At 60.6% G+C, this 19615-nt stretch carries 20 protein-coding genes; 9 read left to right on the top strand and 11 right to left on the bottom strand.

Going from position 1 to position 19615, the window contains the following annotated elements:
- Nucleotides 1-174: 174 nt before the first annotated feature.
- Nucleotides 175-657, top strand: coding sequence for a transcription elongation factor GreA (greA, locus tag ACFHWW_RS06205; protein WP_275598162.1), 483 nt, complete (start codon nucleotides 175-177; stop codon nucleotides 655-657).
- A 134-nt stretch (nucleotides 658-791) separates the two neighbouring features.
- Here the strand turns inward: greA and ACFHWW_RS06200 are convergent, their stop codons facing one another.
- The 5 genes from ACFHWW_RS06200 to dctP form a co-directional block, all read right to left on the bottom strand.
- Complete coding sequence (locus tag ACFHWW_RS06200; RefSeq protein ID WP_379937671.1) at nucleotides 792-2318, bottom strand: malonyl-CoA synthase; 1527 nt, start codon at nucleotides 2316-2318, stop codon at nucleotides 792-794.
- The gene (locus ACFHWW_RS06195) at nucleotides 2315-3754 is read right to left on the bottom strand and encodes a malonyl-CoA decarboxylase (protein ID WP_379937670.1); all 1440 of its coding nucleotides are present in this window, start codon (nucleotides 3752-3754) and stop codon (nucleotides 2315-2317) included. Before ACFHWW_RS06195 ends, ACFHWW_RS06200 begins: the two co-directional genes overlap by 4 nt.
- Nucleotides 3751-5067, bottom strand: a complete 1317-nt coding sequence (locus ACFHWW_RS06190; protein ID WP_100673558.1) for a TRAP transporter large permease — start codon at nucleotides 5065-5067, stop codon at nucleotides 3751-3753. The genes ACFHWW_RS06195 and ACFHWW_RS06190 overlap by 4 nt, the downstream gene beginning before the upstream one ends.
- Nucleotides 5064-5633 (bottom strand): TRAP transporter small permease subunit, encoded by a 570-nt coding sequence (locus ACFHWW_RS06185; RefSeq protein WP_100673557.1) that lies wholly within the window; start codon nucleotides 5631-5633, stop codon nucleotides 5064-5066. The genes ACFHWW_RS06190 and ACFHWW_RS06185 overlap by 4 nt, the downstream gene beginning before the upstream one ends.
- A 65-nt stretch (nucleotides 5634-5698) precedes the next feature.
- Nucleotides 5699-6703 (bottom strand): TRAP transporter substrate-binding protein DctP, encoded by a 1005-nt coding sequence (dctP, locus tag ACFHWW_RS06180; RefSeq protein WP_338279902.1) that lies wholly within the window; start codon nucleotides 6701-6703, stop codon nucleotides 5699-5701.
- Nucleotides 6704-6825: 122 nt separating this feature from the next.
- Between dctP and ACFHWW_RS06175 the strand changes: the two genes are divergently transcribed.
- The 8 genes from ACFHWW_RS06175 to ACFHWW_RS06140 all read left to right on the top strand — a co-directional run bounded on the left by ACFHWW_RS06175 (nucleotide 6826) and on the right by ACFHWW_RS06140 (nucleotide 14555).
- A complete protein-coding gene (locus ACFHWW_RS06175; RefSeq protein WP_379937669.1) occupies nucleotides 6826-7500 on the top strand; it encodes a GntR family transcriptional regulator in 675 nt (224 codons plus the stop codon).
- Nucleotides 7501-7731: 231 nt separating this feature from the next.
- Nucleotides 7732-9132: a type II and III secretion system protein family protein gene (locus ACFHWW_RS06170; protein ID WP_338279898.1), complete on the top strand. Its 1401-nt coding sequence runs from the start codon at nucleotides 7732-7734 to the stop codon at nucleotides 9130-9132.
- Complete coding sequence (locus tag ACFHWW_RS06165) at nucleotides 9129-9428, top strand: hypothetical protein (RefSeq protein ID WP_379937667.1); 300 nt, start codon at nucleotides 9129-9131, stop codon at nucleotides 9426-9428. Before ACFHWW_RS06170 ends, ACFHWW_RS06165 begins: the two co-directional genes overlap by 4 nt.
- Nucleotides 9429-9449: 21 nt before the next feature.
- Nucleotides 9450-9980, top strand: a complete 531-nt coding sequence (locus tag ACFHWW_RS06160) for a tetratricopeptide repeat protein (RefSeq protein WP_379937666.1) — start codon at nucleotides 9450-9452, stop codon at nucleotides 9978-9980.
- Between the two features lie 82 nt (nucleotides 9981-10062).
- Entirely contained in the window at nucleotides 10063-10875 is an 813-nt protein-coding gene (locus tag ACFHWW_RS06155) for a class I SAM-dependent methyltransferase (RefSeq protein ID WP_379937665.1), read from the top strand.
- A gap of 60 nt (nucleotides 10876-10935) precedes the next feature.
- Nucleotides 10936-11721, top strand: a complete 786-nt coding sequence (locus tag ACFHWW_RS06150; RefSeq protein ID WP_379937664.1) for a class I SAM-dependent methyltransferase — start codon at nucleotides 10936-10938, stop codon at nucleotides 11719-11721.
- Nucleotides 11722-12105: 384 nt separating this feature from the next.
- On the top strand, nucleotides 12106-13410 hold the full coding sequence (locus ACFHWW_RS06145; protein ID WP_379937883.1) for an amidohydrolase family protein: 1305 nt from the start codon (nucleotides 12106-12108) through the stop codon (nucleotides 13408-13410).
- Between the two features lie 86 nt (nucleotides 13411-13496).
- Entirely contained in the window at nucleotides 13497-14555 is a 1059-nt protein-coding gene (locus ACFHWW_RS06140; RefSeq protein WP_379937663.1) for an AI-2E family transporter, read from the top strand.
- Nucleotides 14556-14616: 61 nt separating this feature from the next.
- Here the strand turns inward: ACFHWW_RS06140 and ACFHWW_RS06135 are convergent, their stop codons facing one another.
- The 6 genes from ACFHWW_RS06135 to ACFHWW_RS06110 form a co-directional block, all read right to left on the bottom strand.
- Nucleotides 14617-15180, bottom strand: a complete 564-nt coding sequence (locus ACFHWW_RS06135) for an HdeD family acid-resistance protein (RefSeq protein ID WP_379937661.1) — start codon at nucleotides 15178-15180, stop codon at nucleotides 14617-14619.
- A 204-nt stretch (nucleotides 15181-15384) separates the two neighbouring features.
- Entirely contained in the window at nucleotides 15385-15582 is a 198-nt protein-coding gene (locus ACFHWW_RS06130; RefSeq protein WP_248446880.1) for a hypothetical protein, read from the bottom strand.
- 53 nt (nucleotides 15583-15635) lie between these two features.
- On the bottom strand, nucleotides 15636-16130 hold the full coding sequence (locus ACFHWW_RS06125; protein ID WP_379937659.1) for a DUF1269 domain-containing protein: 495 nt from the start codon (nucleotides 16128-16130) through the stop codon (nucleotides 15636-15638).
- 157 nt (nucleotides 16131-16287) lie between these two features.
- Complete coding sequence (locus tag ACFHWW_RS06120; protein ID WP_379937658.1) at nucleotides 16288-16578, bottom strand: glycine zipper 2TM domain-containing protein; 291 nt, start codon at nucleotides 16576-16578, stop codon at nucleotides 16288-16290.
- Between the two features lie 108 nt (nucleotides 16579-16686).
- On the bottom strand, nucleotides 16687-17946 hold the full coding sequence (arcA, locus tag ACFHWW_RS06115; RefSeq protein WP_379937657.1) for an arginine deiminase: 1260 nt from the start codon (nucleotides 17944-17946) through the stop codon (nucleotides 16687-16689).
- Between the two features lie 15 nt (nucleotides 17947-17961).
- Nucleotides 17962-19383, bottom strand: coding sequence for a basic amino acid/polyamine antiporter (locus ACFHWW_RS06110; RefSeq protein WP_379937656.1), 1422 nt, complete (start codon nucleotides 19381-19383; stop codon nucleotides 17962-17964).
- Between the last annotated feature and the right edge of the window lie 232 nt (nucleotides 19384-19615).

The following is a 19615-nucleotide window of genomic DNA, read 5'->3' as shown; positions in this document are numbered from 1 at the left end:
GTTGAATGGCCCGGGAGTAACGGAACGGCGAGGCTTCTATTCCGTCGGGGAGAGAATGAGCAGAAACTCGATGTGTCGACACTGTCCGTTCCTGTCATCGCCCTATATAGTTCCGAGAAAACAGAGTGCGATCGCTCCTAAGGAGAGAGTGCCTCGTCCAAGCGGAGTTCGCCGGTGAGCGTTGCCTTCATCAAGGAAGAAAGTGCCGAGACGGCCTCGGAAACACTGCTGCCTGACCGGCCGGTCTCACCCCATCCGAACCTTGTCACCGCAAAGGGATTGAAGGATCTGGAATTGCACCTCCAACAGGCTCGCGAAGCCTACGATGCCGCAAGCACGATCGAGGACGTGAACGAACGGCGGCGACAGGCGGCGGGCCCCTTGCGGGATCTGCGCTACTTCGCGGAAAGAGTTCGAACGGCTCAACTCGTCTCCGATCCGGCTTCATTCGATGTGGTCGCATTTGGAAGCACGGTTACCTTCAGCCGTGATGACGGACGGGTGCAGAAATATCGGATCGTCGGAGAGGATGAAGCCGATCCCAAGGCCGGTTCGATCTCCTACGTGTCCCCCGTGGCAAGGGTTCTTATGGGCAAATCTGTCGGGGACATCGCGAGTGTCGGCGATCAGGAGCTCGAAGTGCTCGCCATCTCGTAGAGCGGGATGAGGAAAGTGTAACGGTTTTCCGTCCGGAGGTGCTTTGGATCAAATGGTTAGAGCATTTCAGTGTTTCTGTGAAACGTTGAATGCTCTGACCGATTAGAAGCAATCTCTCGGCGTGCGCGCGATGCCTACGCGCGCGCCTCGGCTCCTGCATAAAGACGCGCATATGTTTCGCGAAGGACGTTCTTCTGAACCTTGCCCATCGTATTGCGCGGCAGGTCGTCCACGAAGATCACCCGCTTCGGTTGCTTGTAGCGCGCCAGCCGGCCTTCCAGACCATCGAGAATGGCGCGCTCGTCGATCGTCGCACCCGGCTTCCGGACGACCACAGCCGTGACGCCTTCGCCGAAGTCCGGATGCGGCACGCCGATGACTGCCGTTTCCACGACCCCCGGCATCTGGTCGATCTCGGTTTCGACTTCCTTGGGATAGATGTTGTATCCGCCGGAAATCACGAGATCCTTGCCTCGCCCGACGATATGGACATAGCCCCGCTCGTCGATCTTGCCGAGGTCGCCGGTTATGAAGAAGCCGTCGGCGCGGAACTCCGCCTGCGTCTTTTCGGGCATGCGCCAATAGCCCTTGAAGACGTTCGGGCCCTTCACCTCGATCATTCCCGTCTCGCCTTTCGGGAGTGGCCTGCCGCTCTCCGGATCGGCGATACGAAGCGAAACCCCTGGCAATGGGAAGCCGACGGTTCCGGCGATGCGCTCGCCGTCATAAGGGTTGGAGGTGTTCATATTGGTTTCGGTCATGCCGTAGCGCTCTAGAATGGCATGTCCCGTCATCTGGGCGAAAGTCCTGTGGGTCTCGGCAAGCAGCGGAGCCGAGCCAGACACGAAAAGCCGCATCCCGGCGGTTGCCTCGCGCGTCAGCCCCGGATTCTGAACGAGACGCACATAGAAGGTCGGAACGCCCATCATCGCGGTTGATTGCGGCATCAGACGCAGGACTTCGCTGGCGTCGAATTTCGGCAGGAAAAACATCGAGGCGCCGGCCAGAAGAACGACATTCGATGCAACGAAGAGGCCATGCGTGTGGAAGATCGGCAGGGCGTGAATCAGCCTGTCGTCGGCCGTGAAGCGCCAATGGTCGCGAAGCGTGGCGGCGTTCGAGAGGAGGTTGTCATGCGTCAGCATCGCGCCCTTGGACCGCCCGGTCGTGCCCGACGTGTAGAGGATGGCGGCGAGGTCATCCGGACCGCGATCGGCGTTGCGGAAATCCGGTGCATTGCCCCGGGCAAGGTCGATCAGCGAGCCGCCACCTTTCTCGTCCAGCGTCTCGACCTTGGCGCCGTGATCGGCGGCAAGCTTCGAGATCCCCTCCTTTGCAGCCGGCCCGCAGACGATGAGCCGAGGCTCGGAATCTGCGAAGAAATAGTCGAGTTCGGCAAGCGTATAGGCCGTGTTGAGGGGAAGATAGACCGCGCCCGCGCGCAGGCAGGCGAGATAAAGCATCAGCGCCTCGGGGCTCTTCTCCACCTGCACCGCCACCCGATCGCCAGGCCGCACACCGAGGCTGTCGAGCGCGGAAGCGATGCGGCCCGAATGCTCCAGCATGTCGCCATAGGTCCAGCGGCCGCCGTCGGCCGTCAGGATGAAGGCGGAGTCGGGGCGCGCTGCCCGGCGTATGGCGTCGAACAGATGGTTGCTCATGAGGTGAACTCCTTGTTACCTTTCCTTCCTGGTGCGTCGGCTAATCGGACGTCCGGGGGAAAGGCGTCCGGACCTGGAACGAGGCTGCGTGAACCCCTGTCGGCCGGCACCAGCCGGCGGATGGCGGGTGCGGCGACGACCTCGCCGCGGGTCGCAAAGACCTCGTGGTTGGTCTCGATGTCGTCGAGCTTGTAGAGATAGTTGACCATCATCCCGTGGGCCTGGCGCATCGCCCGTTCGGACCGGTCGCCCAGGAAATTGATGCGTTCGAGCCGTGCGCCGTTGCCGAGATGGAACCGGGCGACGGGATCGACGGTCTTGCCGTTGCGATTGCGAGCCCTGAGGAAATACCAGGCGGCCGCAGCCGTCAGGCTTGGCTGGATGGCCGCTGCGGTCTCCGGCTGATCGGCCCAATCAGGCTCGTCGAGCACCGCGAGCCTGCTGCGGTCGGCGGCGGATAGGGCGTTGGACGTTTCGGCCCGGCGTTCGCGCGACAACCAATCGGCAAAGCCCGGCACCGGCGACAGCGTCACGAAGGTGTCGAGGCGAGGGAGGTCGCGCCGCAGATCCTCCACCACCTGTTTGATCAGGAAGTTGCCGAAAGAGATGCCCCTGAGGCCTTCCTGGCAGTTCGAAATGGAATAGAAGACGGCTGTCGTCGCGTCGGCAGCGCGGATCGGCGCACGGTCCTCCTTCAGCAGCTCCGCGATGTTGGAAGGCATTTCGCGTGTCAGCGCCACTTCGACGAAGATCAGCGGATCGTCGACCAGCTGCGGATGGAAGAAGGCGAAGCAGCGCCGGTCCTCCGGCGCAAGCCGCCGGCGCAACTCGTCCCAGCCGCCGATATGATGGACGGCCTCGTAACGAATGATCTTCTCCAGAATGTCGGCCGGCGTCGACCAGCTGATCGGCCGCAACACCAGGAAGCCCCGATTGAACCAGGAACCGAAGAGATGCGCGAAGTCCGTATCGACCGCCTCCAGATCGGGGTTCTGGGCTTTGAGTTCGAGGAGGTCCGCCCGCATGCGGACGAGGGTCGCGATGCCGTTCGGCGCAAGATTGAGCCTGCGGATCAATTCCTGGCGGCGCGGTTCTGCCGCCATGCTCATCTCAAGCAGCGCCTTCGGCGTCGGATCGGCGCGATAGGCGTCGATCGCCCGCTCCAGCCGTTCGATATCAGGGCCGAAACGAGAGAGCAGCGCCAACATGAAATCGCGCCGCTTGTCCTGATCGAAGCCTTGCCACCGATCCAGAATGTTCTTGGCCAGCGCCATGCCCGACGCCTCGCCTCGGCTCGACAGCAGCGTGTCGCAGAGCGCTTCCATGGTGCCGACCGGATTGACATCGCCGTTCCGCGCCGGACCGAGCGACAAGAATCGCCGGCCGCGCTCGGCAATGCTCTGCAGCATGTCGCTGAAAAATGACGTCGTGCTCATTGGACGGTTCCCAGCATCTGGTTCGGCAGCCACGTCGCGATGTCCGGAAAGACGCAGAGGAGAATGATCGCCAGGAACATGACGAGCACGTAAGGCAGGGACCCCCAGAGAATGTCCTTCGTCGGAATCTGCGGCGCAATGGCATTGATGACGAAAAGGTTGAGCCCGATCGGAGGCGTGATCAGGCCGACCTCCATGTTGATCGTCAGCACGATCGCGAACCAGTAGGGGTCGAAACCCGCCTGGGTGACGATCGGGAAGAGCATCGGTGAGGTCATCACGATGACGGCGACGGGGGGCAGGAACATGCCGCAAATCAACAGAAAGACGTTGATGATCAGCATCAGCACCCAGCGGTTGACCTCCATGTCCGCAATCGCAGCCGCGACAGTCTGCGTGATGAACAGCGACGACAGCGCGAAGGCGAAGAGCTCGGCAGCAGCCATGATCATCATGATCATGACGCTTTCCTTCATCGCCGACCCGAAGATGCCGGCGACCGGCCGAAACCGGAAGAGGCGATAGGCGACGATCACGACTGCCAATGTCAGGAATGCGCCCGCACCGGCTGCTTCAGAAGGCGTCGCGATACCGCCATAGAGTACGTAGAGCGTGCCGGCAATGATCAGCAGGAACGGCAGAATGCGCGGAAGGGCGGCCAACCGTTCCTTCATCGAGTAGCGAACAAGGCGCGCATCGAATTCATAGCCCTTGCGTTTGCAATCGATGACGGCCCAGATCATGAACATGATCGTCAGCAGAATGCCGGGGACGATGCCCGCCATGAACAGCCGCCCGATGGAGGTCTCGGTCGCTATTCCGTAGACGATCAGCGTGACCGAAGGGGGAATGAGAATACCCAGCGTGCCGCCGGCGGCGATGGAGCCGCTCGCGACCGAAGCGGGATAGCCGCGCCGCATCATCTCCGGAATGCCCATCTTGCCGATCGCCGCGCAAGTCGCGGGCGACGAGCCCGTCATCCCGGAAAAGATGGCGCAAGCTCCGATGTTGGACAGAATGAGGCCCCCCGGGATGCGGTTCAGCCACCGGTCGAGCGAGGTGTAGAGGTCAGATCCCGCCGGAGACGAGGCAACCGCCGCGCCCATGAGGACGAACATCGGGATCGACACATAGGCCAGATTGGCGATGCCTGAAAACATCGTATCGCCGAGCACGTAGAAAATGCCGGCGCCGCTTTGCATGTAGAGCGCTGCGAAGGCGGCAAGACCTAAGGCGAAGGCGATGGGCATTCCCGTTGCCAGCAGCACGAAAAGACATGCAACGATCATCAGTCCAGAGACAGTCGGGCTCACTGAATGATCTCCTGTGGATGGCGGTCGGCGCCCGGGGCCGAACCCGGTTCGGCCGCGCCGGGGTCTATGGCTTCCGGGACTGCCGGGGCGGTGAGGAGCGTCAGAATCTGCGCGACATATTGCAGGCACAGCATGGCAAAGCTGACGGGTAGGGCAGCGAGCGGCACCCAAAGCGGCGGCGCCCAGACGCTGGAGTGTTTCCAGTTTCCCGCCCACGCGTCATGGAACTGAATCCACGTCGCAATCAGCATGACGACGCAGAACAACAGGCCGAGCAGGCCGGCGAGGATTCGCAGGACGTAGCGCGTGCGCTCGCCGACTAGCATCTCGACGACGTCGATGCCCACATGGCCGCCCTTGAGCAAGACGTATGGCGCGCCGAGAAACATGGCTGCGGTCGCGGAAAACACGACGAAGTCCGTCTGCCAGATCGTCGCCTGACGAAATACATAGCGCTGCATGATCATCTGGCAGACGACGAGCATCGCCGCAATGAGCAGGGCCGTCGCAATGGCCGCAAGGCCACGCGAAGCATTGCCGACAGCCTGTGTATAGGCTTTGAGCATCAGATCATCCCCGAGTTGCGCTGGAAGGAACGGCGCGCCGGAGCACGCCGTTCTGTCGGTCCGCCTTACTTCACGGCGAGCGCCTTTTCGATCAGCTTGTCGCCGCCGGGAACGTTGGCGGCGAAGTTCTTGTAGGACGATGCCTTGGCGAGTTCGAGCCAGGCATCGTAATCCTCCTTCGACATCTCGACGACTTCGACGCCTGCCTTCTTGTAGGTGTCGATCATGACCTGATCGCCCTTGCGGACCTCTTCGTTGAAATAGACTTCCGCTTTCTCGCCGGCAGCGAGAATCGCCTTCTGCTGCTCTTCCGTCAGGCCATCGAAGACGCGCTTCGACACCAGCACCGGTTCGTACATGAACCAGAGGGCGTTTTCTCCCGGCGCCGTGAGGCACTTGGCCTGTTCGAACAGGCGATAGGACACGAAACTCGCCGACGAGGTGTTAGCCGCATCCAGGACGCCGGTCTGCATGCCGGTGTAGATTTCCGAAGAAGGCATGGATGAGATCGAAGCACCGGCTTCCACGAGCATCTCCTCGAAGGCCGGCCCGGCGGCGCGGATCACCTGTCCCTTGATCGTGTCGGGGGAGGTGATGCAATTCTTCTTGGAGGCGAAGGCGCCGGAGAGCCACGCATCGGCGATCACCAAGGCGCCGGCATCCTCGATGACCTTCTTGATGTCCCCCATGAACTCGGAATCGTTAAGCCGCATGGCGCGATCGAAATTTCCCACGAGGCCGGGCATCAGCGTCGCGGAGAATTCCGGGTGGCGGCCCGAAGCATAATCCAAGGGGAACGAAGTCATATCGAGCAGGCCCCGTGTGACCGCATTCCACTGATCGTTCGGCTTGTAGAGCGACGACCCCGGGAACACCTGGATTTCGAGGCCGACATTGGCGGCGGCGACCTCGCGGGCGATCAGTTGCACCATCTCGTCGCGAATGTCGCCCTTTCCCCCCGGGAACTGGTGTGACGCCTTCAACACGGTCTGGGCACCCGCTGTGGAAGCGATCAAGCTGCAGATGGCCGCGACAGCGGAAGTCGTCAACTTCCGTCGAAAACTGCTCATTTCTTCCTCCCTGACATGCCGGCCTCCCGCCGGCTTGGTAGTAAGAGTGGATCCATCTTGCGTACCGTGTCAAGTTTTTTGTATACAAGAGAAACGGATGTTGCATACGGAGCCGATAAGGAATGAGCGAGAACATTTTCTACAAGCTGCGGGACGATATCGAGAACGGCATCGTAACGGGCGAGTTCGAGCCGGGTGAACGCCTGGACGAGACGCAACTCGCCATGCGCTTCGGCGTATCCCGCACCCCGATCCGCGAAGCCTTGATGCAACTGAGCGCGATCGGGCTCGTCGAGATCAGACCGCGGCGCGGCGCCGTCGTCGTGGATCCGGCCCCGCAGCGCGTCTACGAAATGTTTGAGGTCATGGCTGAACTGGAAGGCATGGCCGGTGCTCTTGCCGCGCGCCGGCATACGGAGGAAGACAGCGCGGCTCTGTTGGCCGCCCACGAGAAATGCCGGGAAGCGGTCCTCAGCGAGGAGACCGATCGCTACTATTACGAGAACGAGATTTTTCATCGCGCGATATACACGGCGAGCCATAGCGGCTTTCTGGAGGAGCAATGCACGACCCTCCATCGCCGCCTTCGCCCCTATCGCCGCTTGCAGCTCAGAGTTCGCAACCGCATGAAGGTCTCGTTCAAAGAACATGGAGAGATCGTCGATGCCATTCTTTCCGGCAATGCGGATGGCGCGCGGGAGGGATTGCGCAGCCATGTAGCGGTCCAAGGCGACCGCTTCGGCGACCTTGTCGCAAACCTCTCGAACCGTGACCGGCGGAGCGGTCGGCTCGGATAGGAACCGGACGATGAGGCATTCCGGTCCCAATACAGTACCTGAGAATACAGCCTGTGCGGGCCACTAAAAATTGCTGGTTTTATTTAAAATTCCTGGGTGTTTATTGTGGGTTGGGGGGATTCTTGGTTGACCTTGGGGCAGGTTCTCGAAACACTCCCGGCGGTTACGGCCAACACGTAGCGTCACGAAAGTGCGACATTGTGCCGAGTGTCGTGGAGGAACACAGGAACCATGACAAGGTCAAGAGGCTCCCTTTTTGCGTTCTTCTGCTTCGTTGTGGCTCTGTGTACGGGCATTGGCGCCAGTCCCCCGGCCTCGGCAAACGGCGATTCGGTCGAAATCTCGTCGAATTTTTCGCGGTCGATCAAGGTTGCGAAGGGTAAGACGGTCACGATCAGGGCCGTGCAGCGATTCGATGAGATCGTCATCGGGGATCCGGAGATTGCGACCGTAACCCCTCTGACCGATCGTTCCTTCTATATTCTCGGCAATGAACTGGGCTCGACAAGCCTCACCATTTTCGATGCGGAAAAGAATCCGGTCGGCATTATCGACATAGAGGTGACGCTCGATACGAAATTGCTGTCCTCGACGATCCGACAGTCGGTGCCGGGCTCGAGCGTAAAGGTAACCTCGGCGAACGGAAGGATCGTTCTTTCCGGCTCTGCGACGGACGCGGTTGCGGCTACCCAGGCTGAGCAGATCGCATCGCGCTTTGCCGGCGACGAGGAGGTCATCAATTCCATTAAGATCACGTCGTCCCAACAGGTACAGCTGAATGTCAGATTCGTGGAGATCAACCGCGACGTCGGCAAGGAGCTTGGAACCCAGATCAGTGCCGCCTATGCCTGGTCGAACGGGAGTGTCGAGTTCAACTCCTCCCCGCGCGCGACATCCAATACGCCGGCCGGCTCGCTTATCGGCAGCCTCATCGGAGAGGGCTACTCGGTCGATGTGGCGATCGATGCGCTCGAAGACAGGGGTATGGCCCGGCGCCTCGCCGAGCCGAACCTGATAGCGCGTTCCGGTGAGACCTCAAGCTTTCTGGCCGGCGGCGAATTCCCTATCCCCATCTCGGAGCAGGACGGAACCATCACCGTCAGCTATAAGAAGTTCGGTGTCGGTCTGGATTTCACGCCGACCGTGCTCAGCGATGGCCTTATCTCCCTCGACATCGAGCCGGAGGTATCGGCGATCGACAACACCGCCTCCTACCGGGTGGGAAATATCGCGATCCCGGGCTTCTCCGTCCGCCGTGCCCGGACGTCCGTCGATCTCAAGAGCGGCCAGAGCTTCATGATCGCCGGCCTCCTGCAGAGCGAGAACAATCTCATCACCCAGCGCGTGCCGGGCCTCGGGCAACTTCCCATTCTCGGCGCGTTGTTTTCGTCCAAGGCCTATCAGCGCCGCGAGACCGATCTGGTGATCATCGTCACGCCTCATCTCGTCAAACCGATCGATCCCCTCAAGAAGGTCGCCAGCCCGTCGGATCGAACGAAACGTCCGACCGAAGCCGAATTCTTTCTCGGCAATATCGATGAAGTGGAGGTCAACGGCAGGGGCCGGTCTGCGTCGAGGCAGGCGCGTGTCGTTCGCGCACCGAGTTCCGGCCATTTTCTGGAGCTCCAATGATCCGCAGAAGCAGCAGGCCCAAAGGCTTTCACAGCTTTCTTTTTCTTGCGTCGATCCTGCTTTCCGGGTGCCAGAGCTACGAATTCGTCCGCAGCGAAACGATAGCCCTGTCCGCAGGCGATGCAATCGCAGCCAATAGCGCGATGCAGATGGTCGATCCATGGCCGCCAAGGGTCAAGCAGACCAGCTTGGCCACGCCGGCCGACCTGGAACAATATAAGCCGCAGGACGCGGAGCAAAACGGGATGAACGGGGGAAATGGTGAGCCTTATCCGAACGACACCACGACACAGTAGCAAGAGGGCGGCGATCAGCGAATGGTGATGACAATAGGCGAGTCCGGCCGCAGTGCGCTGGGTCGTCCGGGAGGAGAACGCCGGACCACGGAACTGGCCATGGCGATCGTCGCCGCTGTGCTTCTTTCGAGCTGTCAGACGTCGGAGGTGTTGTCGGGTGCTGAATTCGACCCGACATCCGCTCTCATGTCATCCGGAGACGTGAGCAAGTCGGATCTCGACCAGGGCAAGCTTCAATTCATGAACGGCAATTACGGCCTGGCCGAGAAGCACTTTCGAGAGGCGGTAGAGCTGCGGCAGGACAACGCCGAGGCGCTGATGGGATTGGCGGCCTGCTATGACCGCCTCGGCCGGTTCGATCTGGCGGACCGCGCCTATAATCAACTGCTCAAAGTGGCCGGGCGCCAGCCACGGATCGTCAACAACATGGGATACTCGCAATATCTGCGAGGCGAGAAGGCAAAAGCCCGCAAATTGCTGCTCGAAGCTCGTGCGGCATTACCGGGGGACGAGACGATCGAGGCCAATCTTGCCTTGTTGGATCGCAGTTGAGGGGTGGCGTCGGGTTCCCGCCGTCGGGAGATGTTGATCGGCTTCGTCTTCGCGGGTAGCTTCGAAGGTCAGCAACTCGGTGATGGCCATGGCCAGTGACGTCCTTGCCCGTTCCTTCGGCAAACAAGCATTCGGGCTCGACCCGCAGAACTACCACACGGCCCGGCCGCCCTATCCGGAGCTCGTCTGGGATGCGCTGCGAAAGCGCGCAGGACTCCGGCGCGGTATTTCCATCCTCGAGATTGGAGCCGGAACCGGGCTGGCCACCGAACGCCTTCTTGAAGAGCGGCCTCACCGGCTTCTGGCTGTAGAGCCAGATAGGCGGCTAGCCAGGTTTCTTCGCGATCGATTGGACAAGGAAGAGCTCGAAGTGGTGGAAACTCCCTTCGAAAAATTGAGAGTTCCGGAAACGAGTTTCGATCTCGTCGCCAGTGCGACGGCGTTTCACTGGGTCGATGCCGTTCCTGCTCTGCGGCGCATTCATCGACTGCTGCGGGCCGGCGGTACCGTCGCTCTCATTTGGAATGTCTTCGGGGACGGTATCAGGCCCGATCCATTTCATCGGGCAACGGCACACCTGTTTTCAGGCCATCGCAGGAGCCCGTCCGGTGGCGGAACGACCAAGGCGCCATACGGCCTCGATGTCGGTGCGCGACTGGGCGAGTTGGCGCAGGCCGGGTTCACGACCGACGAGCCAGAGCTCATAGACTGGACTCTGACACTGGATCCACCCGCTGTTCGACGCCTCTATGCGACATACTCGAATGTCACGGCACTGCCGGCGGACGAACGGGAAAGGTTGCTCAGCGCACTAGAGAAAGTGGCCGAAACCGAGTTCGCAGGCGTTGTCACCAGAAATATGACCACGTCGGTTTATACGGGAAGCCGAGAGTAACGGGTGCAGGGGAGGGAAAATCGAACTCCCGTATCAGCGCGAACAAAGAGAGCGAGGGTTATGGCGTTCGATCGTGCCGACTTTTACGACGCAGAATTGGCGCGACACAATCGCCACCTACGGGTTGCTGCCGACTTTGGCGCGGATGATCGGGTGCTCGATATCGGCTGCGGTGCAGGACAAACGACGCGCGAGGCCGCCCGCTGCGCGCCGCAAGGCGAAGCGCTCGGTTTGGATATTTCCGCAGAGATGCTTGAGGAGGCAAGACGACGGAGTGCCGCCGAGGGTCTGCGGAACGTGATGTTCGAGCAGGGCGACGCGCAATTCCACGGGTTGCCGACCGGCAGATTCGACCTTTGCATCAGCCGGTTTGGCGTGATGTTCTTTGCCGATCCGGCGGCGGCATTTGCCAATATCGGCCGGGCGATGCGCCCCGGCGCGCGCCTTGTGTGGATGGTGTGGCAGAGCCGGGAGCGTAACGAGTGGTCACGTGCCATCCGGCAAGCCCTGGCACCGGCAATTGCGGTTTCCGCAGGTGCTGCCAACCCGTTTTCACTTGGCGATCCTCTGGTTGCCACGGACCTTCTGAGAACGGCAGGCTTTACTTCGATCGACTTTGCGGACGTGCGAGAGCCGGTCTTCTATGGATCGGATGTCGATGCGGCGTTCGATGCGCTCACCAGCCTTTATCTTGTGCAGGACGCTCTCGCGAGCGCGAATGAACCGCCTGACAAACCACTGCAGCGGCTGCGCGACTTGCTGGAAAGGCATAAGACCCCGAAGGGCGTATTTTTCGACTCTCGCGCATGGATCGTGACTGCTCGACGGGCAGGCGGAGGAGGCTGACTACGCCGCGAAAGTCGCCGATGAGCCAAGTGGTCCGCCAAGGGCGAAATTGGACACGATGTCGGCATCTGATGTCGGGACTGAGCGAGACGGCGAAGCGCGGTTGCCCGATCCTTCGGCGATCTGGCGTGCCAAGATCTCGTCCCCTGCACTTCGAAGGGTTCAGTATGGAACGCTTCTTGACGTCTGCGCTGTATGAGCTACAACTTGTCCTTGCGGCGTGACCACCTCTCCTCCTGAAGCGGGATGATCGTCATGTGTCAAAAATCCTTTGGATCGCAGCAGATGGCGCATTGCAAGGCTGCCGTGCATGCGGTGTCCTGTCCCGCAGCGTTGTTCCTTCTTGGGCATTCCGTCTTCACATTGCTGCGCTCCGGCAGAGAAATACTTGCAGCGGCTCTCGTGCTTGGACTTTGCGCCACCGCCAGCGCCGATGACGTGCTTTTCGAAAACGTCCACATCTTCGACGGAAAAGGTGCTGCTCTTTCGGCCCCGTCGAATGTTCTGGTCCAGGGCAATCTGATCGCGGAGATTTCGACGAGCCCCATCGAAGCCGAAGGCGTTGAGCGCATTGCCGGCAACGGGCGAACGCTGATGCCGGGCCTGATCGATGCGCACTGGCATGCGATGTTGGCTGCTTCCACCCCGGCAGAGGCGATGGGCGACGTCAGCTTCGCCAGCATCCTGGCCGGCGATGAGGCGACGGATACGCTGATGCGCGGCTTCACCACCGTCCGCGACGTGGGCGGGCCGGCGTTCGGCCTCAAGCGCGCGATAGACCAGGGCATCATTCCCGGACCGCGCATCTACCCGTCCGGTGCCATGATTACAGTGACCAGCGGGCATGGCGATTTCCGCCAGCTCACCGACCTGCCAAGGAGGACCGGCGGCCTGCTCACCCCGATGGAGACGATCGGGGGCGCCATGGTCGTGGACAGCCCCGACGAGGTGCGTTTGCGGGTCCGCGAGCAGTTCATGCAAGGGGCCGTTCTGATCAAGCTAACGGCGGGCGGCGGGGTGTCTTCACCCTTCAGCCCGCTCGACGTCACCACCTTCACCGGACCAGAATTGCGGGCCGCCGTGGAAATTGCCGAGAATTGGGGTACCTACGTCGCCGCGCACGCCTTCACCCCGGATGCGGTCCGGCAGGCTATCGCTGCCGGTGTGAAGTGCATTGAACATGGCTTCCTCATGGATGAGGCCACGGCCAGGCTGATCGCCGAAAAGGACATTTGGCTGAGCCTGCAGCCGCTTCCCGAATTGATGAGGACAGGCCTTCGCGAGGGCTCAGTCGAGCGCGCCAAGGCAGATGAAGTGTGGCCGGGCATCGGCAGGACCTACGACCTGGCAAAGAAGTACAAGATCAAGACCGCTTGGGGCACGGATGTCCTGTTTTCCCGTGCACTGGCCAAGCAACAAGGCGCGATTCTGGCATCGCTCGTGCGTTGGTACACGCCTGCCGAAGCGCTCGTCATGGCGACCGGGACCAATGCCGAACTGCTGGCGCTGTCGGGCCGGCGCAACCCCTATCCGGGAAAGCTGGGCGTGATCGAGAAAGGCGCGCTCGCGGACCTCCTGCTCGTCGAAGGCAATCCGCTGGAGAATATCGACCTGGTGGCCGATCCTTCCAACAGCTTCAAAATCATCATGAAAGACGGCGTGATCTACAAAAACACACTCACCCCGTGAGCAACGACTGCCCGATCGCCCCCACCGAAGATTGCTGTCATTGCATGCCACTGATGAACCGTTGAGATCGTCTGAGAGGTAGGTGCATGCCCGCCGCAAGCGTCAAGATAATCCACATTACCCAAATTTTGATCGCGACTCTGCTCCTCCTCACGATGCTCTCGATGGCAAGTTCGATATTTGCTCCAGTAGCTTTTGCGCTGTTTATCATTGCGCTTGTGTGGCCGACGCAGTGCCGCTTGCAGGCTATGCTCCCTCGCCACTTGGCGCTCATCATCAGCTTCCTCTTGGTCGTGCTCGCCATCGTCGCGTTCGGCTGGCTCATAGCCTGGGCATTCGGGCATGTCGGCCGGTGGTTCATCGCGGATGCAGCGCGTTTTCAGCAGCTCTACGATCAGGTTCGCCTGTGGCTCGAGGAACACGGCGTAGCGGTTGGCATGCTCTGGTCAGAAAACTTCAGCGTTGGCTGGGTCGTGCGTACTGTACAGGCCGTAAGCGGCCGGCTTAACAGCACCTTGAGTTTTTGGCTCATCGCGCTCGTCTATGTCCTGCTCGGGCTGATGGAGGTGGAGGCCTTCGGGCGCAGGCTCGAGGCCATGCGAAACCGGACGGGCAGTACATGGTTTTTTCGTGGCAGCCAACAAACCGCTATGAAAATTCGGCGTTACATGATGATCAGGACCGTGATGAGTGTCGTCACGGGGCTTCTGGTTTGGATTTTCACCCGCGCTGTCGGGCTGTCTCTCGCCGAGGAATGGGGCTTTATCGCGTTCGCTCTCAACTACATCCCCTTTCTTGGGCCGCTGGTGTCCACCCTGTTCCCGACGCTCTTTGCTCTTATCCAGTTCGGGACTGTGGAGACCGTCTTGATTGTCTTTACGGGCTTGAACCTCATTCAGTTCGTTGTGGGCAGTTATATCGAGCCACGAGCTTCAGGCAGCGCGCTGTCAATGTCCCCTGTTATGGTCCTGTTTTCCGTTTTCCTATGGGGTTACCTATGGGGGATCTTCGGCGCCTTCATCGGCGTGCCGATAACGATCGCGTTGCTGACTTTCTGCAACGAGCATCCGTCCAGCAAGTGGCTTGCGGAATTGTTCGGTCTCGAGATGGCAGCCGATCGGGTCGCTTCGACGCCCAGCGGATAATGCGGTGGTCATCGCCCGGCCCTCGCGGCTATGTGGATAAGGCGATCACGACAGCGCCGATTCAGTCGCGGCGGTCAGGCGGGGGGCGATGCCGGATTGTTTCCACCTCGGTCGGTCCGGGGAAAAATGCAAATCTCAGCCAAGCCACGCCATGCGCCAGGAAATCGATCCCCAGCAAGAGCGCAAGGAGCCAAAGACCCGTCCCCGGGAACCCGGCCAGGACGACAAGTCCCGCTGCGGCGCCGAAGGCTCCCGACAGCATCATCGGCCATCCTGCCTCACGCCAGTGGATAATACTGAGCAAGATTCTGACGACGCCCGAGAGGATGAAGAGCAGGCCGACCGTGTAGGTTTGCAAAAGGTCTTGTGTGCGCCCGGAGCGGGCCACCATGTTCGTGAGGGCCTCCATCACGCCCGAGCCGGCGACGCCGGTGAGCATCAAGCCCAGGGCAATATATAACAATCCCAGCAGCGTTTGCCATGACAGGCCACCCCATCGTCTCGCCCAGAAGGCATATACGATTTCGAATACGCCAACCAAGATGGCAGCAGTTCCGACGAAGGCCGGGGTAACGACTGATGCAAACGCCACATCGGTCAGGACGACCAGTCCCGCCAGAAGCATGACGCCGCCAAGCACCACCCGAACCGAAGGCGGGGGTCCGCTCGGGTCGCCACCTGCATTGACCGGCTTGGTGCCGTAAGATGCCATGGGTCCTCGTCACTCCGGCTGCCCGTTGCCGACACTATGCTCCGAGAAGCGGCGGATCCTCGGCAGGATCTTCAACCGGGCAGGCGCGCCCGCAGCCAGCACATGGCGCGAATCGCACTACCGCCGTTCATTTCGGCGAAGGACGTGGCCCACGATGAAAGCCATGCCGATGAGCAGAAGGACTGCTCCTGCCAATCCGATTCCGAACGAGCCATATCGGTAGCCGGACGCCGCGACGAGGAAACCGATAATGATACTCCCGAAGCCGATTAGCTTCATTTTCATCAGGTTGAAGTTTTCGCCGTATCCTGCCATGTGAGCATCCAATTAGTGCGGTCCGGTTCGGTTGTCACCACTGCGAACGGCGTCTAAGCGGCGCTCGCTTTCTGCAAGGCGTCCCGCAGTAGTTGCTCCTTGCTTTCGTCCAGAGAGGTTCTCAGGATGGTGCCGCCAAACGGCGATATATCCTTCAGAACTTTGTCCTCGGTCATCTCCTTCACCAGCACGAACAGCGCCGCATTGCCGGGCTGAAGACCCCTGGCAAGTTCCTTCATGAAGTCGTCGTTGATGCCCACATCGCTCAGCGCACCGCCGATCGCTCCGGACGCCGCACCTACGGCCACCCCGATCAGCGGGTTGAGGAACAGCACACCTACGAGCAAGCCCCAGAAGCTTCCTGAAGCCGCACCAGCGGCAGTTAGGTTCATCAGTTGATTCAACTTGACCTTGCCGGCTTCAGTCTTTGTCGCAATCACGGCGTCGCCCAACGTGAGCAAGTATTCTTTCTGCAGCTCAATCAGGCGCTTTCGGACTTCTTCGGCTTTGTCTTCACTGGGATAAATAATGGCAATCAAGCTGGACATGACTAACTCCTATTTACTTGAGTTGCGAAGTTCGCGATGCGTCACCGTGGTGACGAGTTTCGGCTTGGCGGCAACTTGGCGCACCCTGAAAGCCCAACTGTGACGGTCCGCGCAGGCACTCACCGCCTTTCGGGCATGAGGTTGCGCCGGCGGTCGCTTATCGGCACCTTGCGATGATGATTGTGCCGTCCGGCTGTCTGTATCTGCAGTTGCCCCGGTTGTAAGACGGGGTCGTTGCAGTCCCGACGGCGGCCCCGACCAGAGCTCCACCAGCCGCACCGGCGACGGTGCTCGTTGTGTTCCCTCCAATCAACTGGCCCGCCACCGCGCCTGTTCCGGCGCCTACCAGAGCTCCGCCCAGGCCGCGTTGGTTCTGTTCGGTGGCGCACCCACCGGCGATCGCGGCCAATGCCGCAAGCGTGAGAGGGAGTATTGTCCTTCGGGCCATGGCATTTCTCCTTTGTGAGAGCGGCCAGTCTCTGCAAGATCGGGCTTAGAGATCAGGCGATCCAGGACAGGGCTACAGTCGCTCCGGGCCAGCAATCGCCGATCCTGGTCAATAATCCACCGCATCACGAATAATTGGGCAGGTCATGCAATGGCCGCCGCCGCGTCCGCGACCGAGTTCGGCGCCCGTGATAGTGATCACTTCAACGCCCGCTTTGCGTAGAAGCGTATTGGTGTACGTGTTCCGGTCGTAGGCAAGCACCACGCCGGGCGAGAGGCAGACGAGATTTGCGCCGCTATCCCATTGCGTGCGTTCGCGAACATAGGCGTTCCCGCCTGTCTCGACGACGCGCATTTCCTTGAGACCCAGGGCGTCGCGCACCGTTTCGACAAACGAACCACGATCCTTGTGGAGCTCAAGAGAGCCCGGCTTCTCACCGGGTCTGTAGGAGAATGCCTCGATTTCGTTGACAATGTCGGGGTAGATAAGCACGCAATCGCGGTCGGCGAAGGTGAACACCGTGTCCAGGTGCATGGCCGCACGTAATTTTGGCATGGCGGCGACGATCACGCGCTGCGCAGCGCCTTTTTCGAACAGGGTTGCGGCGAGTTGGCTGATTGCCTGCCGCGACGTTCGCTCGCTCATGCCGATCAACACGTTGCCTTTGCCGATCGGCATGACGTCGCCACCCTCAAGCGTGGCGAGGCCCCAATCCATTGTCGGGTCGCCCCACCAGACATTGACCTTGCCGGCGAAATCCGGGTGGAACCTGTAGATGGCGGTGGCGAGGATGGTCTCCTCGTGGCGCGCCGGCCAATAAAGCGGGTTGAGCGTCACCCCGCCGTAAATCCAGCAGGTGGTATCACGCGTGTAGAGCGTGTTGGGCAGCGGTGGCAGGAGATACTCTGCGACGCCAGCAGCGTCCCGGATCAGGTCCAACATTTCGCCGCCGCGAGTCTCGGGAAATTCGTGGGTCGACAGTCCGCCTATCAGAGTCTCCGCAAGCTCGCGGTCGGGCAACCCTTCGAGGTAGCTGCGGATCTCATCTACGAGCTCAAGCCCGACCTGGTTAGGCACGACCTGGTTATCGAGAATCCACTTCCTGGCTTCGGGAATTGCCACGGTCTGGGCCAGCAGGTTGTGCATCTCGACAACCTCGACGCCGCGGTCTCTCATCTTGGTCATGAAGTCGAAATGATCGCGCCGAGCATTGTCGACCCAGAGGACGTCGTCAAACAGGAGGGCGTCACAATTGCTCGGCGTAAGCCGTTGATGAGCACGCCCCGGCGCGCAGACCATGACCTTGCGTAACTGGCCAACCTCGGAATGCACGCCGAAAGTGTTCGAGATCGAGCTTTCGGAAGACATGGCACATCTCCTTTTTCAGATCGTCAGGTAGCCTGTGGACAATCCGATGATCGCGGCGATGCAGCCGATGACTGCAGTCGCGAAAATCAGCCAGTCGATGTATGTGTTGAAAACTCGCTTGCCCCGCTCGCGCCTGGCCCAGAAATAGAGGATCGTGCCAGGGGCATATAGAAGAGCCGACAGCAGGACGAACTTGATGCCGCCGGCGACTATCATGAAAAATGTATAGGCGGCGGCGATGCTGGCGATGATCAGGTCGCGGGTGCGTTCATGCGGCCGGACCTCGTAAGTCTCGGCGCGTCGAGCCAGCATGAGCCCGAAGGCAGCCACGAACATGTAGGGGATCAGCGACATTGCGCTCGTCAAGTTCAGCATCAGCGCGAACGCGTCCTGCGACCAGTAGGTGCTGATGACGAACAGCTGGACGACGATGTTGGTAAGCCAAAGCGCGGCTGCGGGCACCTTGTTCTGATTCTCGGTGCCGAAAAGCCGGGGCATGTCGTCCGTGCGCGCGGCCACGTAGAGCACTTCCGCGCACACCAACGACCAGGCGAGATAGGCGCCAAGCACCGAGACGATCACTCCGATGCTTATAAAAACCGCACCCCACGGGCCGACGACAGCAGCAAGCACTCCGGCCATCGAAGGCTGGCTCATGGCGGCGATCTCGGGGCGCGTCAGGGCCGCATAGGGCAGCAGCGTGACCAGCACCATCAGCGCGCTGACGCCGATGAAGCCCATGATCGTGGCCGTTCCGATATCGGAGCGCGCCCGAGCATAGCGCGAATAGTTGCTCGCGCCTTCGATGCCGATGAAGACGAAGACCGTCGCCAGCATTGTCGCCTGGATTTGCTGGAGGAGGCTTGCCTCCGGCATCCCCTCGCCACCCCAGAAGTTGAGCCGGAACAGGTCGAGCTTGAAGAAGAAGAACAGGATGATGATGAAGGCAATAATCGGAATGACCTTCGCGACGGTCACGACGGTGTTGACGAAGGCCGCCTGCTGAATGCCTCTCAAGATCATGAAGTGGAAGAGCCAGATGCCGATCGAAGCGAAGAGAATTGCGACGATCGTGTTGCCGTCCCCGAAGATTGGGAAAAAATTGCCAAGCGTGGACTTGATCAGCACCCAGTAGGACACGTTGCCGATGCAACTGCCGATCCAGTACCCGAAGGCGGATAGGAAGCCTGGATAATCGCCGAACCCTTCCTTGGCATAGGCGAAAACGCCGGCGTCAAGATCGGGTTTGCGCTCCGCCAGAGACTGGAAGACGCGCGCCAGCATGTACATGCCGCCCCCTGCAATGCACCAGGCGATGATTGCGCCGAACGGCCCTGTGGCGACGCCGAAAGTCCGCGGGAGCGAGAAGATGCCTGCGCCGACCATGGAACCTACGACCATACCAGTCAGGGCAAACAGGGAAAGCTTCTGCGTCATCGCTTCACTCCCGGATTCGCCAATGAAAGAGGCGTCTGCGGAGGTGCGGACGCGTGAACAACTCTGCAGATCGTTTGTTTAGCCAATGAAATTACGGATATCGCAAGCCGGCGTAAGATTTTGAAGCTGCTGCCGGCTTCTGGCGCCACTTCTGTAGCAGTCTTGGATTAATCACAATGCTAGCGTGTAATACTCAAAATTGCAAGAGAGAACCGATTTGCTGATGAAAAGC

The organism is Sinorhizobium sp. P24N7, assembly GCF_042436655.1.
GTDB classification, from domain to species: domain Bacteria; phylum Pseudomonadota; class Alphaproteobacteria; order Rhizobiales; family Rhizobiaceae; genus Sinorhizobium; species Sinorhizobium meliloti_A.
Note: the sequence above shows the minus strand (reverse complement) of the source record. Positions and strands in the feature narration are given on the sequence as shown.

What these genes read in the sequence shown, in the direction of transcription:
- ACFHWW_RS06200 (WP_379937671.1), bottom strand. Translation starts at nt 2,318, where the DNA reads ATGAGCAACCATCTGTTCGACGCCATACGCCGGGCAGCGCGCCCCGAC.
- ACFHWW_RS06195 (WP_379937670.1), bottom strand. Translation starts at nt 3,754, where the DNA reads ATGAGCACGACGTCATTTTTCAGCGACATGCTGCAGAGCATTGCCGAG.
- ACFHWW_RS06185 (WP_100673557.1), bottom strand. Translation starts at nt 5,633, where the DNA reads ATGCTCAAAGCCTATACACAGGCTGTCGGCAATGCTTCGCGTGGCCTT.
- dctP (WP_338279902.1), bottom strand. Translation starts at nt 6,703, where the DNA reads ATGAGCAGTTTTCGACGGAAGTTGACGACTTCCGCTGTCGCGGCCATC.
- ACFHWW_RS06175 (WP_379937669.1), top strand. Translation starts at nt 6,826, where the DNA reads ATGAGCGAGAACATTTTCTACAAGCTGCGGGACGATATCGAGAACGGC.
- ACFHWW_RS06170 (WP_338279898.1), top strand. Translation starts at nt 7,732, where the DNA reads ATGACAAGGTCAAGAGGCTCCCTTTTTGCGTTCTTCTGCTTCGTTGTG.
- ACFHWW_RS06165 (WP_379937667.1), top strand. Translation starts at nt 9,129, where the DNA reads ATGATCCGCAGAAGCAGCAGGCCCAAAGGCTTTCACAGCTTTCTTTTT.
- ACFHWW_RS06160 (WP_379937666.1), top strand. Translation starts at nt 9,450, where the DNA reads ATGGTGATGACAATAGGCGAGTCCGGCCGCAGTGCGCTGGGTCGTCCG.
- ACFHWW_RS06155 (WP_379937665.1), top strand. Translation starts at nt 10,063, where the DNA reads ATGGCCATGGCCAGTGACGTCCTTGCCCGTTCCTTCGGCAAACAAGCA.
- ACFHWW_RS06150 (WP_379937664.1), top strand. Translation starts at nt 10,936, where the DNA reads ATGGCGTTCGATCGTGCCGACTTTTACGACGCAGAATTGGCGCGACAC.
- ACFHWW_RS06140 (WP_379937663.1), top strand. Translation starts at nt 13,497, where the DNA reads ATGCCCGCCGCAAGCGTCAAGATAATCCACATTACCCAAATTTTGATC.
- ACFHWW_RS06135 (WP_379937661.1), bottom strand. Translation starts at nt 15,180, where the DNA reads ATGCTTCTGGCGGGACTGGTCGTCCTGACCGATGTGGCGTTTGCATCA.
- ACFHWW_RS06130 (WP_248446880.1), bottom strand. Translation starts at nt 15,582, where the DNA reads ATGGCAGGATACGGCGAAAACTTCAACCTGATGAAAATGAAGCTAATC.
- ACFHWW_RS06125 (WP_379937659.1), bottom strand. Translation starts at nt 16,130, where the DNA reads ATGTCCAGCTTGATTGCCATTATTTATCCCAGTGAAGACAAAGCCGAA.
- ACFHWW_RS06120 (WP_379937658.1), bottom strand. Translation starts at nt 16,578, where the DNA reads ATGGCCCGAAGGACAATACTCCCTCTCACGCTTGCGGCATTGGCCGCG.
- arcA (WP_379937657.1), bottom strand. Translation starts at nt 17,946, where the DNA reads ATGTCTTCCGAAAGCTCGATCTCGAACACTTTCGGCGTGCATTCCGAG.
- ACFHWW_RS06110 (WP_379937656.1), bottom strand. Translation starts at nt 19,383, where the DNA reads ATGACGCAGAAGCTTTCCCTGTTTGCCCTGACTGGTATGGTCGTAGGT.